This window comes from Frigoribacterium sp. Leaf164 (assembly GCF_001423665.1).
Classification (GTDB): Bacteria; Actinomycetota; Actinomycetes; order Actinomycetales; family Microbacteriaceae; genus Frigoribacterium; species Frigoribacterium endophyticum.
The window spans coordinates 925,850-937,972 of record NZ_LMOX01000001.1 but is presented as its reverse complement, the minus strand read 5'-3'; the positions used below and the strand labels follow the sequence as shown (position 1 = coordinate 937,972).

General features: G+C 74.6%; 12 protein-coding genes. 8 read left to right on the top strand and 4 right to left on the bottom strand.

Annotation, left to right across the window (positions count from 1 at the left end):
• Window position 1 precedes the first annotated feature (1 nt).
• From ASF82_RS04200 to ASF82_RS04190, 3 genes are all read left to right on the top strand, one after another.
• Window positions 2-1,072, top strand: a complete 1,071-nt coding sequence (locus ASF82_RS04200) for an acyltransferase (protein WP_156369910.1) — start codon at window positions 2-4, stop codon at window positions 1,070-1,072.
• A gap of 97 nt (window positions 1,073-1,169) precedes the next feature.
• Window positions 1,170-1,748 carry a hypothetical protein gene (locus ASF82_RS04195; protein WP_056053749.1) on the top strand — a complete coding sequence of 193 codons (579 nt, stop codon included), beginning with the start codon at window positions 1,170-1,172 and terminating at the stop codon, window positions 1,746-1,748.
• A gap of 103 nt (window positions 1,749-1,851) precedes the next feature.
• The gene (locus ASF82_RS04190; RefSeq protein WP_056053743.1) at window positions 1,852-3,240 is read left to right on the top strand and encodes a LamG-like jellyroll fold domain-containing protein; all 1,389 of its coding nucleotides are present in this window, start codon (window positions 1,852-1,854) and stop codon (window positions 3,238-3,240) included.
• 86 nt (window positions 3,241-3,326) lie between these two features.
• Here the strand turns inward: ASF82_RS04190 and ASF82_RS04185 are convergent, their stop codons facing one another.
• From ASF82_RS04185 to ASF82_RS04175, 3 genes are all read right to left on the bottom strand, one after another.
• Window positions 3,327-3,767 (bottom strand): GNAT family N-acetyltransferase, encoded by a 441-nt coding sequence (locus ASF82_RS04185; protein ID WP_056053740.1) that lies wholly within the window; start codon window positions 3,765-3,767, stop codon window positions 3,327-3,329.
• Window positions 3,768-3,860: 93 nt separating this feature from the next.
• Window positions 3,861-4,103 carry a zf-HC2 domain-containing protein gene (locus ASF82_RS04180; protein WP_056053738.1) on the bottom strand — a complete coding sequence of 81 codons (243 nt, stop codon included), beginning with the start codon at window positions 4,101-4,103 and terminating at the stop codon, window positions 3,861-3,863.
• Entirely contained in the window at window positions 4,100-4,852 is a 753-nt protein-coding gene (locus tag ASF82_RS04175) for a sigma-70 family RNA polymerase sigma factor (RefSeq protein ID WP_056053735.1), read from the bottom strand. The genes ASF82_RS04180 and ASF82_RS04175 overlap by 4 nt, the downstream gene beginning before the upstream one ends.
• Before the next feature lie 108 nt (window positions 4,853-4,960).
• Between ASF82_RS04175 and aroA the strand changes: the two genes are divergently transcribed.
• The 4 genes from aroA to ASF82_RS15475 all read left to right on the top strand — a co-directional run bounded on the left by aroA (window position 4,961) and on the right by ASF82_RS15475 (window position 9,051).
• Entirely contained in the window at window positions 4,961-6,376 is a 1,416-nt protein-coding gene (aroA, locus tag ASF82_RS04170; protein WP_056053732.1) for a 3-phosphoshikimate 1-carboxyvinyltransferase, read from the top strand.
• Between the two features lie 7 nt (window positions 6,377-6,383).
• Window positions 6,384-7,511, top strand: a complete 1,128-nt coding sequence (rsgA, locus tag ASF82_RS04165) for a ribosome small subunit-dependent GTPase A (protein ID WP_056053728.1) — start codon at window positions 6,384-6,386, stop codon at window positions 7,509-7,511.
• A gap of 244 nt (window positions 7,512-7,755) precedes the next feature.
• A complete protein-coding gene (locus ASF82_RS04160) occupies window positions 7,756-8,580 on the top strand; it encodes an inositol monophosphatase family protein (RefSeq protein ID WP_056055795.1) in 825 nt (274 codons plus the stop codon).
• Window positions 8,581-8,898: 318 nt separating this feature from the next.
• Entirely contained in the window at window positions 8,899-9,051 is a 153-nt protein-coding gene (locus tag ASF82_RS15475) for a hypothetical protein (protein ID WP_156369909.1), read from the top strand.
• An 81-nt stretch (window positions 9,052-9,132) separates the two neighbouring features.
• On the opposite strand, the gene ASF82_RS04155 is transcribed toward ASF82_RS15475, so the two are convergent.
• Complete coding sequence (locus ASF82_RS04155; RefSeq protein ID WP_082514306.1) at window positions 9,133-10,653, bottom strand: MFS transporter; 1,521 nt, start codon at window positions 10,651-10,653, stop codon at window positions 9,133-9,135.
• 148 nt (window positions 10,654-10,801) lie between these two features.
• Between ASF82_RS04155 and ASF82_RS04150 the strand changes: the two genes are divergently transcribed.
• Entirely contained in the window at window positions 10,802-12,094 is a 1,293-nt protein-coding gene (locus ASF82_RS04150; RefSeq protein ID WP_056053725.1) for a hypothetical protein, read from the top strand.
• The last annotated feature ends 29 nt before the right edge of the window (window positions 12,095-12,123 follow it).

The following is a 12,123-nucleotide window of genomic DNA, read 5'->3' as shown; positions in this document are numbered from 1 at the left end:
CATGCCCGCTCCCGGAGACCCCGTCTCCCCCACCCGCCTCGCCCCGCTCGACGACGCACCTCCTGCCGCTCCCCGACCCTCGGCGCCACGCTCCGGAGCCAGCCGGCCGCCCCGGCAGGTCGGCGTGGACGTCGCCCGGGGCCTCTGCGTGCTGCTCGTCGCGCTGCACCACGCGATCCTCTACCCGGCCGACGTGCCGGAGTGGCTGCGCGACGTGACGATCGCCCTGGCACCGTTCCGGATGCCGCTCCTGATGTTCCTCTCGGGGGCCCTGGTGCCCGCGACCGTCGGTCGTGGGGCCCGGTCGTTCCTGCTCGCGCGCGCCCGGAGCGTCCTGTGGCCCCTCGTCGTGTGGGGCGCGGTCATCGTCGCCGTCGACGTCGCCCGGGGCATCGCCCTGGGCCGGCTCGACGAGGCCGTCGCGGACACCACGTCGCACCTGCCGTGGGGCACCTGGTTCCTGGCCTACCTGCTCATCTTCGGGGTGGTGGCCCTCCTGGCCCGACGACTCCACCCCGGTCTCCTGGCCGCGGGCGCGGCGCTCGCGTCGCTGACCGTGCCCGAGCTCCCCGGCGACCTGCCGGGTCGGTTCTGGGCCATGGCCGTCTTCTTCTTCCTGGGCGTCTGGTCGGGCCGTCGACCCGAGGCCCTCCGTCGGGCCTGCGCATCACGGGGCGCCGTGCTGGTGAGCGCGGTCGTGGTCGCCGCGACGGCGGCCGTGGCGGTCGCGCTGGGGGGCGACTCCCCCGCCTTCCAGCCGTGGGCAGCGCTGCCGGTCGCCGGGTCGTTCGTCGCGCTCGTCGCGGGTGCGACCTGGCTCGGTCGTCGACGGGTCGGCCGCTTCCCCGCACTGGTGGGCGGACGGAGCATCACCTGGTACCTGCCGCACACCATCGGGGTCAAGGCGGGGCACGACCTCAGCGTGGCGCTCGGAGCGCCTCCGCTCGTGGAGGTCGCCCTCTGCCTGATCGGCGCCCTCTCGATCGGCGCCGTCCTCCACCTCGTGGTCACGCGCTGGCCGCGGGCGGACGTGCTCTTCCGGTGGCCACGCCGGACGGCTCCCGGGCGGTGATGCGCTGAGCGGTTGTCAGGATGTGGAATGTCACGTAACATCTCAGATGCGACATCCCCTCACCACGACCGGCCCCCGCCGCTGACGAAGGACTCCCATGCACCTCTCCGCCCGCTCCACCCGCCTCGCGGCGTTCGCCGCCCTCCCCCTCGCCGTCGTCATCAGCGGCGTCGTCGTCGGCACGAGCTCGTACGCCGCCTTCTCCGACACCACCGAGAACGCCGGCAACAGCTGGGCCACCGGCAAGGTCGCGATCAGCGACGACGACGAGGGCCAGGCGCTCTTCGAGGTCGCCGGCCTGCTGCCGGGCGACACCGGCTCGAACTGCCTCACGGTCACGGCCGACACGAGCGCCGCCAGCACCGTCCGGCTCTACGCGAGCGACACGGTCGATCTCGACGCCCTCGGGTCGTCCCTCGCCGTCGTCGTCGAGCGGGGGGCCCCCGAGGCGACCTGCGAGCGGTTCGTCCCCGGCGGCGACATCCTCTTCGCCGGCACCCTCGCCGATCTGGCGACCTCGACCTCGTTCGCCGACGGCGTGGGCGACTGGAGCGTGCCCGCCGGCACGACCGACTCCCTCTGGCGCGTCACGTACCACCTCGCCGACGACGCGACGAACGCCCTGCAGGAGGCGGAGGCGGCGACGACGTTCGTCTGGGAGGCGCAGAACGACTGACCGACGGCGCGCCGGCGGCGGCCCCGCGCCCCGCCGGCACGCGCCCGTCGCCCCCGACCGCCGTCCTCCCGACCCGCGCCCGCCCGACACCCGAGGGATCCCCGTGCCCCACCCCGTCCGCTCCTGCCCGGGCGACCTGCCCGTGGTCGCCGTCGCCACGGCGGCGCGCACCGCGCTCTGGACGGTCGCCCTGCTCGCCCTCTGGTGCGTGCTCCCGGCCGCCGCCGGGTGGGCGGTGACGACGGTCGCGAGCGACTCGATGGCACCGCGCCTCCGCACCGGCGACGTCGTCGCGGCCGTGCCGATCGACGGCGCCGACGCGGTGCCGGGCCAGGTGCTCCTCGTCGACGACCCCGACCACGCCGACCGCCTGCGACTGCACCGGCTCGTCCGCACCGGCGACGAGGGGCTGCGCCTCCGGGGCGACGCCAACGCCGCCGACGACAGCAGCCCGGTCTCCCCGGCCGCCGTCCACGGCGCGGGCGTGCTGCGCGTGCCGGCCGTGGGCCTGCCCGGCGTGTGGCTGCGACAGGGCGCCGTCGCGCCGATCCTGCTGCTCCTCGCGGCGGCGTCGGTGATCTCGGTGCTCGCCCGCGCCGACCGCGACGTCCGGCAGGGGCTGCCCTGCCGCCGTTGCGGCGCTCCGCGGTGGGAGACCGACGCGCCCTCCGTCGGGGAGCCGACCCGCGCCTCCGGCACGGTGCGCTTCGCCGCGGGCGCACTGGTCGTCGCGACGGTCGCCGCCGTCGGCGCGACCAGCGACGCCGCCTTCTCGGCGACCACCGGGTCGGCGGCCACGGCCTCGACCGACACCTTCCCGTGCTTCGGCGGCCCGCTGCTCGACGACCCGGTGCTGGCCTGGGGCTTCTCGGAGCCACGGGGCGGCGACGTCCGCGACGAGAGCGGCCACGGGCACCTCGCCCGGTCGGCCTCCGGCCCCGTGCGGAACGACGCTCCCTGCGACGGCGACCCGTCGATGAGCCTCGACGCCCCGGACGCCCGCGTGCAGAGCACAGTGGTCGGCCCCGCGCCCTCGACGTTCTCGGTCGAGGCGTGGTTCCGCACCGAGAGCGCCGGCGGGAGGATCGTCGGCTACAGCTCGAGCACCTCCGCCGCGTCGCCTTACAAGGACCGCCACCTCTACGTCGGGGCCGACGGCACCCTGCACTTCGGCGTGCAGGGGTCGAACGACTTCCGCTTCGCGCTCGGCGGGCGGAGCGTGGTGACCGACGGCGAGTGGCACCACGCCGTCGGCACGTTCCGGCCCGGCAGCACGGAGCTCTGGCTCGACGGCGAGCTGCAGGGCCGCCGAGCGGACGCCCGCGCCCTCAAGGTCTACGACGGGTCGTGGCGGGTCGGCCGCGAGTCGCTCGCCTCCTGGGCCGGCGAGCCGGCCGACTACACCCTCCGGGGCGACGTCGACACAGTGCGGGTGTACGACACCGCGCTCGACGCGGCCGCGGTGGCGGCGCACCACGCCGCCGGGCGCTGAGCCCGGGGCGCCCGGGAGCTGACGGGCGTCTCCGGACCACGAGGCCGGGGCGACGTCCCCTCGACCAGGACCCTGCGACAGGGCCCTCAGACGAGCTTCGAGTACCGCACGCCCGCCTCGTGGTACCCGCGCTTGCGGTAGAACCGGTGCGCCGAGTCCGTCGCCGCGGCCGAGACGGCGTCGAGCGTGCGGGCGCCGTGCCCCCGGGCCCACCCCTCGAAGTGGCCGAGCAGGTACGACCCGAGGCCGTCGCCGCGGGCGGCGTCGGTGACCACGAGCAGCAGCAGCTGGGCGGTCGGGGCGTCGGCGTTGTAGGCCCACGTGACGTGCGCGCCGGCCACCGCCGAGACGCGCCCGGCCGCGTCACGGACGACCCAGGTCTCGTGGCCGGCCTCCGCCGTGAGACGGGCCAGGCGGGCCGACAGCACGTCGGCGTCGAGGGCGTAGCCCAGCGAGCTGATCAGCGAGACGAGGTCGTCGAGGTCGTCGGGCGTCGGGGTGCCGAGCACCTCCACCGTGGCGGTCATGACGCCGACGCTAGCGCAGTGCCGCGGTGCGTGACGACGGTGCGCCGGGGGGCTGCGGTGCCGGGGAGCCGGCCCGCGACTCCCCGGGGTCGGCTAGTGCTGGGCCTGGAGGGCCCGCAGCCGCGCGAGCACCGTCGAGCGCAGGTCTTCGGGGGCCGTCTCGCGGCACGCGCGCTGCACGGCCTCGGTGAGCACCTCGCCCACCTTGCGCTCGCCCGCGCAGTCGGCGCAGTTCGCGATGTGCTCACGGATGTCGGCCGCGTCCTCGCGGCAGAGCTCGCCGTGGAGGTACTCCTCGAGCTCGGCCTTGGTCTTGTCGCACCCGCAGTCGGTCATCGCTTGCTGCCCTTCGTCGTCGTGCCGACCGGCACCGCGATGCCGCGGTCGCGTGCGTAGTCGGCGAGGAGGCCTCGGAGGAGGCGGCGACCGCGGTGGAGACGGCTCATGACCGTGCCCACGGGGGTCTTCATGATGTCGGCGATCTCCTGGTAGGAGAAGCCCTCGACGTCGGCGAAGTAGACGGCCATCCGGAAGTCCTCCGGGACCTTCTGCAGGGCGTCCTTCACGGCGCTGTCGGGGAGGTGGTCGATCGCCTCGGCCTCGGCCGAGCGCGTGGAGCCGGAGGTGCGCGTCACCGACTCGGCGCCGCCCATCTGCCAGTCCTCGAGCTCGTCGATGGTGCCCTGGTAGGGGTCGCGCTGCTTCTTGCGGTACGTGTTGATGAACGTGTTGGTCTGGATGCGGTACAGCCAGGCCTTCAGGTTGGTGCCCTGCTGGAACTGCCGGAAGGCGGCGAACGCCTTGACGAAGGTCTCCTGCACGAGGTCGGAGGCGTCGGCCGGGTTGCGCGTCATCCGCATCGCGGCGGCGTAGAGCTGGTCCATGAACGGCAGCGCCTGCTCCTCGAAGAGGGAGCGGAGCTCGGCCTCGCCCGGAGGCGTCGCCTCGACCTCGGCCGGGCCGGCCGCGGCGCCCTCGCCCGCGGCCTGGTCGGTCGCGGGGGCGTCGACGGCGCGCTCGGGCACGGCCGCAGCGGTGGTGGCGCTGGTCGCGGGGGTGGGCTCGTCGCCCTCGGGGGTGATCATCAGGGCCGATTCTAGTTCGGCCACGGTGATGCGCCCCGGAAGCGTCATCGGTGCAAGTGCTGTGGGCACACGTCCTCCAGGTCGTCGCTGCATTACCCTGGTGAACCGATGCAGGTGTACAGGTATTCCGCGCCCGAGTTCTCCCCCTACGACGACGGCCGCGTGCCCGAGGCGGACCCGGGGCGCTGGGTCGCGCCGCGGGCGGCCGGGCCGCTCCGCGCCTCCCTCTCGCTGCCCGGGTCGAAGTCGCTGACGAACCGCGAGCTCGTGCTGTCGGCCCTCGCCTCCGGCCCGTCCCGCCTGCGGGCGCCGCTGCACTCGCGCGACACCGCGCTGATGATCCAGGCCCTGCGGTCGCTCGGCACCACGATCGACGAGGTCGAGTCGGGCGAGCCGTTCGGCCCCGACCTCGAGATCACGCCCGGCGAGCTGCAGGGCGGGGTCACCGTCGACTGCGGCCTGGCCGGCACCGTCATGCGGTTCCTGCCCCCGGTCGCCGCGCTGGCCCTCGGCCCCGTCACGTTCGACGGCGACGAGTCGGCCCGCCGCCGCCCGATGGCGACCACGGTCGCGTCGCTGCGGGCGCTGGGCGTCGAGGTGGCGGACGACGGCCGCGGCTCGCTGCCCTTCAGCGTCTACGGCACCGGCGAGGTCGAGGGAGGCGCGGTGCAGATCGACGCGTCCGCCTCCAGCCAGTTCGTGTCGGGGCTGCTGCTCTCGGCCCCGCGCTTCTCGCGGGGCCTGACCCTGACCCACACCGGCGAGAGCCTGCCGAGCATGCCCCACATCGAGATGACGGTCGACGCGCTCGCGCAGCGCGGCGTCGAGGTCACCTCGCCGTCGGCTGGCGTCTGGGAGGTGCCCGCGGGCCCGATCGCGGGCCGCGACCTCGTCATCGAGCCCGACCTGTCGAACGCGGCGCCCTTCCTGGTCGCGGCGCTGGTCGCGGGCGGCACGGTCTCGATCGCCCACTGGCCCGCCGAGACGACGCAGGTCGGCGCCGACCTCATCGAGCTGCTGCCCCTCTGGGGCGCGACGGTCACGCTCGAGGGCGACGTGCTCACGGTCGACGGCGGCGACGGCCTGATCGGCGGCGGCTCGCTGCCCGGCGTCGACGTCGACCTCTCGCGCGGCGGCGAGCTCGCGCCCGCGCTGGTCGCCCTCGCCGCCCTGGCCTCCGGGCCGAGCACGATCACCGGCATCGGCCACCTCCGCGGCCACGAGACCGACCGCCTCGCGGCCCTCGCGAGCGAGATCAACGCCCTCGGCGGCCGGGTGACCGAGCTCGACGACGGGCTGCACCTCGAGCCCTCCCCCCTGCACGCCGGCCAGTGGCGCTCGTTCGAGGACCACCGCATGGCGACGACCGCCGCGATCATCGGCCTCGCCGTCGACGGCGTCGAGGTCGACGACGTGCGCGTGACGGCGAAGACGCTGCCGCAGTTCACCGAGCTGTGGAGCGACCTGCTCGGTCGCCGCGTCAGCGAGCGGCCCGCCGACATCGACCTGCTCGGCTTCCTGTAGGCCCGGCATGAGCTGGTGGAGCGACGTCGGGGGCGACGCGGACGACGAGGCCTACGGCGAGTACGACGAGAGCTCGGTGCGCGTGCGCCCGAACCCCAAGGCCAACCGCCCGCGCACGAAGCAGCGCCCGGCCTACGACCAGGCCGAGGAGGGCGTCGTCTGGACGGTCGACCGTGGCCGCTACGGCGTGCTGATGGACGCGGGCACCCCCGACGAGCGCGAGATCACGACCGCCCGGGCCCGCGAGCTGGGCAAGAAGAGCGTCGTGACGGGCGACCGCGTCGGCGTCGTCGGCGACACGAGCGGTGCCGAGGGCTCGCTGGCCCGCATCGTGAAGGTGCAGGAGCGCACGACGCTGCTGCGGCGCAGCGCCGACGACAGCGACGCCGTCGAGCGCGTGATCGTGGCGAACGCCGACCAGATGCTGATCGTCGTGGCCGCGGCCGACCCCGAGCCGCGCCCCCGCCTCGTCGACCGCTACATGGTCGCGGCGTTCGACGCGGGCGTCGAGCCGATCCTCTGCATCACGAAGACCGACCTCGCCGACCCGGCGCCGTTCGCCGCACACTTCGCGTGCCTCGACCTGCGGATCGTGACGACCACCTCCACGTCGTTCGACCCGCTGCCCGACGGCTCGCCGTCGCCCGTGCTCGACGAGCTGCGCGAGCTGCTCGACGGCCACGTGACGGTCACGGTGGGGCACTCGGGCGTCGGCAAGTCGACGCTCGTGAACGCGTTGACCGGCTCGCAGCGCGAGGTCGGCGTGGTGAACGCCGTGACCGGGCGCGGGCGGCACACGTCGTCGTCGACGGTGTCGTTCAAGGTGCCGAGCGGCGGCTGGATCGTCGACACCCCCGGCGTGCGGTCGTTCGGCCTCGGCCACGTCGACCCCGAGAACATGCTGAAGGCCTTCGCGGCGCACGCGCTGCCCGCCGACGGGCCCGCGCCCGACGGGATCCCCCTCGCCGAGGCCCACGACTGGGAGATCGTCGACCGCGTCGAGGCCGGCGAGCTCGGCGAGACCGGGCGCGAGCGGCTCCGGTCGCTGCAGACGCTGCTCGCCTCGAAGGGCGGGGTCAGCGGCCGCGACCAGGCCGCGCGCGACGACGACGCCCGCGGCGACGAGCAGCCGTAGCCGCGACGCGTCTCGGGGTGGCGGCCCACGGAGGCGTGCGCACCGGCCCGTCCGGGGGCCGCTGGCTGCAAATGCCGACCGGGAATGATCTGAGACCCGGAAAAGCACTTGTTCTGCGGCTCACCGGTCTCGTTCAGTCGGCATTTGCCGCAAGAAGGTGGCCTGAGGAGGCGCGGTGCGGGTCGGGCAGGACGGGCCAGTCGGAGGCGCGGTGCCGGCCGGCCGCGCTCGGTACGCTGGCGAGGTGACCGACCCGACCCGCGACTCCTCGTCCGCTGCCGATCCGAGAGGCTCGGCCGAGTGGGCCGACGACCTGCGGCTGGCGCTGCAGCTGGCCGACGCGGCCGACGCGATCAGCACCGAGCGCTACCGCTCGGCCGACCTGCACGTGTCGCTGAAGCCCGACCGCACGCCCGTGACCGATGCCGACCAGGCCGTCGAGCGGGCGATCCGGGCCGGCATCGAGGCCGAGCGCCCCGGCGACACCTTCTTCGGCGAGGAGTACGGCGACGACGGTGCCTCGCACCGCCAGTGGATCGTCGACCCGATCGACGGCACGGCGAACTTCCTGCGCGGGGTGCCGGTGTGGGCCACGCTGATCTCGCTCGTCGTCGACGGGGTGCCGGTGCTCGGGGTCGTGAGCGCGCCGATCCTCGGGCGGCGCTGGTGGGCGACGCGGGGCGGCGGGGCGTTCTCGTCCGAGCACGGCACCGCTCCCCTGCGCGTGTCGGGGGTGAGCGACCTCGCCGACGCGTCGCTGAGCTACAACGGCCTCGAGTACTGGCGTGACGCCGGCCGGCTCGACCAGCTGCTCGACCTCACCGGCCGGGTCTGGCGCACGCGGGCCTACGGCGAGTTCTGGTCGTACATGCTCGTCGCCGAGGGCAGCGTCGACGTGGCGGGCGAGTTCGGGCTCGAGCCGTACGACATGGCGGCGGTCATCCCGATCGTCGAGGAGGCGGGGGGCCGGTTCTCGAGCGCCGACGGCAAGCCGGGCCCGTGGCACGGCAGCGCCCTCGCGACGAACGGGCTGCTGCACGACGGGGTGCTCGGGGTCGTCGCGGGCTGAGCAGCACGCAAGAGCCCGTCAGAGCCGAGCAGTCGTCAGCCGGAGGCGCGGGCCGCAGCGCGCCGCCCGGCGACCGGCCTCATCCCTCCGGACTAGCTCGCGCCTGGGCAGTCCCATCCCCCGGGGTGATGCCGTGCGTCGCGGCGACCGCTTGACTGGCCGCAGGTCGACGCCGCACCCCGGAGGGGTCCTGTCCACGGACGGGCCGGCGCACCAGGGGCCCCGCGGCTCGCCTGCCCTGAGGGCGGGCCGCGGGGGCTCCGTCAACGCCGGGGGCGCCGCCCGCGGCGACGTCACCGCCTCGTGAAGGAGCCCCTCATGCCCGTCGTCACCGCCGCCTCCGTCGTCTCCCCCTCGAGCAGCACCGTCAGCGCCGTCGACCCGGCCTCCGTCGACCTCCCGACGACGCACGACGTCGACATCACGGCGTGGCTCGTGGCTGCGCTGGCGTCCTCGCCCGCGACCGCCTGACTCGCCGACCGGCAGGGCCCCGCGACGCAGGTCGCCGGGGAGCCGCTCCGGGCACGACGACCCCGCCCAGCGGGGCGGACCTCAGGAGGCGCTGGCCACCTCCCCCACGCGCCCCTGCTTGCGGGCCCGCAGGTCGAGCAGCGCCAGCACGAGCGCGACCGCCACGAGGGCGATGGTGACGAAGAAGCCGCTGCGGTAGGCCGCATGGTAGACGTCGAGCGAGGCGTCGGAGCCGGCGCCGGCGATGACCGAGTAGAAGGTCGAGACCGCGGCCGCCGTGCCGATGGCGGTGCCGGCACGCTGGCCGACCTGGCCCATGGAGCCGGCGACGCCGCCCATCTCGACCGGGACCTCCGCGAGGGTCAGGGTCTGGTTGGGCGAGATGACGAAGCCGCCGCCCGCGCCGGCGACGAGCATGCCGACGCCCATGGCGTAGGGCGTGATCTCCTGCGGGGTGAGCACCGCGGCGAGCAGCAGCAGCACGAAGCCGCCAGCGACGAGGGCGAGGCCGAGCACCACGAGGCTGCGGCCGTACTTGTCGACGATGCGGCCGCCGTAGAAGGCCGCGACCGCCGAGGTCAATGCGAACGGGATCGTCACCATGCCGGCGTAGACGGGCTCGAGGCCGAGGCCCTGCTGCAGGTAGAGCGTGGTGAGCAGGAACGTGGCGGGCAGAGCGCAGAAGTAGACGGTGGCGATGAGGGTGCCGTTGCGGTACGACGCGAGCGAGAACAGCGAGAAATGCACGACGGGTGATTTGCCGCGGGCCTTGTAGCGCTGCTCCCAAGCGACGAAGGCGGCGCCGAACCCGACGAACCCGATCAGGAAGAGCCAGCGGAGGGGCTCGTCGCCCTGGCCGGTGGTCAGCACGAACGGCAGCATGAGGGTGAGGATGGTGAGGCCGAGCAGCACGATGCCGACGAGGTCGAGCTCGTTGTGGCCGCTCGGGGCGGTCGTCGCCCGCGGCAGCAGCTTGAGGGCGAAGACGATGGCGACGATGCCGAGGGGCACGTTCATCCAGAACAGCAGGCGCCAGCCGTCCTGGTCGCCGCCGATCGCGATGAGCAGACCGCCGAGGGTCGGGCCGAAGGCGGTCGAGATGCCGATGACGGCGCCGAAGAGGCCGAAGGCGCGACCGCGCTCCTTGCCCTGGAAGAGCTGCTGCACGAGCCCCAGCACCTGGGGCATCTGGATGCCGGCCGCGACCCCCTGGAGGATGCGCGCGACCACGAGCAACTCGATGCTCGGGGCGAGGGCGCAGAGGACGCTCGCGATCGTGAACGCGCTGAGCCCGATGACGAACAGGAGGCGGCGCGACTTGAGGTCGCCGAGGCGGCCGGAGGGCACGAGCGAGAGGCCGAAGGCCAGGGCGTAGCCCGCGACGATCAGCTGCAGGGCGGTCGGCCCGGCGCCGAGCGAGGCCTCGATGCTCGGCAGGCCGACGTTGACCTTCGACAGGTCGAGGATGGTGAGGGCGGCGACGCCGACGCAGACGCCGAACGCCTGCCACTTCTGGCGGTCGGTGATCTGCCCCGTGGGGTCGGAGGCCGCGGGCGCTCCGTCGGAGTCGCGGGCAGAGGAGGAGTCGGATGTCTTCGTCATGGGATGCTCCTGTCTTACACCTGTCGGTCGCTGCTGCCCCGCCGCCTCGATAAGCTCGGTCGTCGCCCGACCGCCTCGAGAGAACGGCTCCGCCATCAGCACGTCGACCACGACCCCGACCTCGCGGGGGCAGAGCTCGTACCGCGCGATGTTCACCGGGGCCCCGGTGCGCGGGGCGAACCCCGTCGTGCTCTTCGTCGTCACGGTCCTGTGGGCCTGGCTGCGAGTCCCCGAGGCCGCCCGCGACACGCTCTGGGCCGAGGACGGCCGCGACTTCCTCGCGGACAGCGCCGCCGCCTCCGCTGGCTCCCTCTGGGCGACGCCCTACGCGGGCTATCTCCACCTGCTGCCCCGCGTCATCGCCGACGCCGTGACGGCCTCGGTCGACGTCGAGCAGTGGGCGCTGGCGATGACGGCCGCGAGCTGCCTGACGGTCGGCGTGGTGGCCGTCGTCGTCTGGGCATGCACGGCCGACCTGATGACGAGCCCCAGCGCCCGGGGCGCCCTGGCACTGACGCCCGTGCTGCTGCCGGTCGTGTCGGTCGAGGTGCTCGGCAACGTCGCGAACCTGCACTGGTTCCTGCTCTGGGTCACGCCGTGGGTGCTGCTGCACCGCCCGCGGACTCGTGTCGGCGTCGTGCTCGCGACCCTCGGCCTGTTCGTCGTCGGGGCGACGGAGATCCAGGCCGTCCTGTTCGTCCCGCTGCTGCTCTGGGGGTGGCGCGACGCACGCCGCTGGCCGGCCAGGGTCGCGCTGCTGGCAGGGCTCGTCGCCCAGGCCGTCGCCGCCGTGTCGTCGCCCCGCGAGGAGATGGCCGGCGCGCCGGGCAGCCTGGCGGACCTCGTCACGGGCTACCTCGTCAACGTACCGGCCGGTGCCCTCTGGGCCGACGCCTCCTCCGTCGGCGAGATCGCGGACGGCCGCCTGTGGCTGCTCGCCCTCGCCGCGCTGCCCTTCGTCGCGGCCGGAGCGTGGGTGCTCCTCCGGGGCACGGCCCTCCAGCGGGTGGCCGCCCTCACCCTCCTCGGGGGCTCGGTGGGCGCCTACGCGGGCGCGTACCTCGCCAACGGCTACCACCGGGCCTTCTACTCGACGTGGGGGCCTGCCGAGTGGGAGGCCTTCTCGTTCAGCCGCTACGGCGTCGTGCCCGGCATGCTCCTCGTGGCGCTCCTGCCCTTGGCGCTGGGCGTCGCGCTGGGTCGGCGACGGCGCTTCGCCGCGGTCGTGCTGGGCCTCCTGCTCGCCGTCGTGACCCTGGCGCAGGTCGTTCAGACGGGGTCGGTCGACGGTGCCCGCGCGGCGGGCCCCGAGTGGACCGGCGGGGCCGACGCGGTGGTCGAGCAGTGCGAGACCGGCCAGGCCGAGGCCGTCGCGCCGATCGCGCCCGGAGGGCCGTGGACGATCACCCTCCCGTGCTCGTACGTCGAGGCGCACGACTGAGCGTCGGCGCCCGGAGCTGACCTGCGGGA

What these genes read in the sequence shown, in the direction of transcription:
- ASF82_RS15475 (WP_156369909.1), top strand. Translation starts at nt 8,899, where the DNA reads ATGCCCGTCGTCACCGCCGCCTCCGTCGTCTCCCCCTCGAGCAGCACC.
- ASF82_RS04155 (WP_082514306.1), bottom strand. Translation starts at nt 10,653, where the DNA reads ATGACGAAGACATCCGACTCCTCCTCTGCCCGCGACTCCGACGGAGCG.
- aroA (WP_056053732.1), top strand. Translation starts at nt 4,961, where the DNA reads ATGCAGGTGTACAGGTATTCCGCGCCCGAGTTCTCCCCCTACGACGAC.
- rsgA (WP_056053728.1), top strand. Translation starts at nt 6,384, where the DNA reads ATGAGCTGGTGGAGCGACGTCGGGGGCGACGCGGACGACGAGGCCTAC.
- ASF82_RS04200 (WP_156369910.1), top strand. Translation starts at nt 2, where the DNA reads ATGCCCGCTCCCGGAGACCCCGTCTCCCCCACCCGCCTCGCCCCGCTC.
- ASF82_RS04175 (WP_056053735.1), bottom strand. Translation starts at nt 4,852, where the DNA reads ATGATCACCCCCGAGGGCGACGAGCCCACCCCCGCGACCAGCGCCACC.
- ASF82_RS04180 (WP_056053738.1), bottom strand. Translation starts at nt 4,103, where the DNA reads ATGACCGACTGCGGGTGCGACAAGACCAAGGCCGAGCTCGAGGAGTAC.
- ASF82_RS04195 (WP_056053749.1), top strand. Translation starts at nt 1,170, where the DNA reads ATGCACCTCTCCGCCCGCTCCACCCGCCTCGCGGCGTTCGCCGCCCTC.
- ASF82_RS04185 (WP_056053740.1), bottom strand. Translation starts at nt 3,767, where the DNA reads ATGACCGCCACGGTGGAGGTGCTCGGCACCCCGACGCCCGACGACCTC.
- ASF82_RS04150 (WP_056053725.1), top strand. Translation starts at nt 10,802, where the DNA reads ATGTTCACCGGGGCCCCGGTGCGCGGGGCGAACCCCGTCGTGCTCTTC.